Origin of the sequence: Streptococcus sp. HMSC067H01, assembly GCF_001814775.1 — a bacterium.
Taxonomy (GTDB): Bacteria; Bacillota; Bacilli; order Lactobacillales; family Streptococcaceae; genus Streptococcus.
Genome location: NZ_KV817801.1, coordinates 1 through 391, shown reverse-complemented (window position 1 = coordinate 391; position 391 = coordinate 1). Strand labels below are relative to the sequence as shown.

General features: G+C 48.3%; 1 protein-coding gene. It reads right to left on the bottom strand.

The genetic code is table 11. The annotated features are described in order from the left end of the window. On the bottom strand, positions 1 to 391 hold a 391-nt coding region (locus HMPREF2987_RS11035; RefSeq protein WP_180364508.1), incomplete at both ends, for a hypothetical protein.

The following is a 391-nucleotide window of genomic DNA, read 5'->3' as shown; positions in this document are numbered from 1 at the left end:
GTGCAAGCACATCAGCATCTGAATCAGCGTCAACTAGTGCATCGGTAAGTGCAATGACAAGCGCGTCTACATCAGCAAGTACATCAGCTTCAACAAGCGCGTCTACGTCAGCAAGTACATCAGCATCAACAAGCGCAAGCACATCAGCAAGCACTTCAGCAAGTACGTCTGCATCAACAAGCGCAAGTACGTCAGCAAGTACATCTGCATCAACAAGTGCAAGTACGTCAGCAAGTACGTCTGCATCAACAAGCGCGTCTACATCAGCAAGTACATCAGCTTCAACAAGTGCAAGCACATCAGCAAGTACTTCAGCTTCAACGAGTGCAAGCACGTCTGCGTCTACATCAGCAAGTGCATCTGCATCAACAAGTGCAAGTACGTCAGCAAG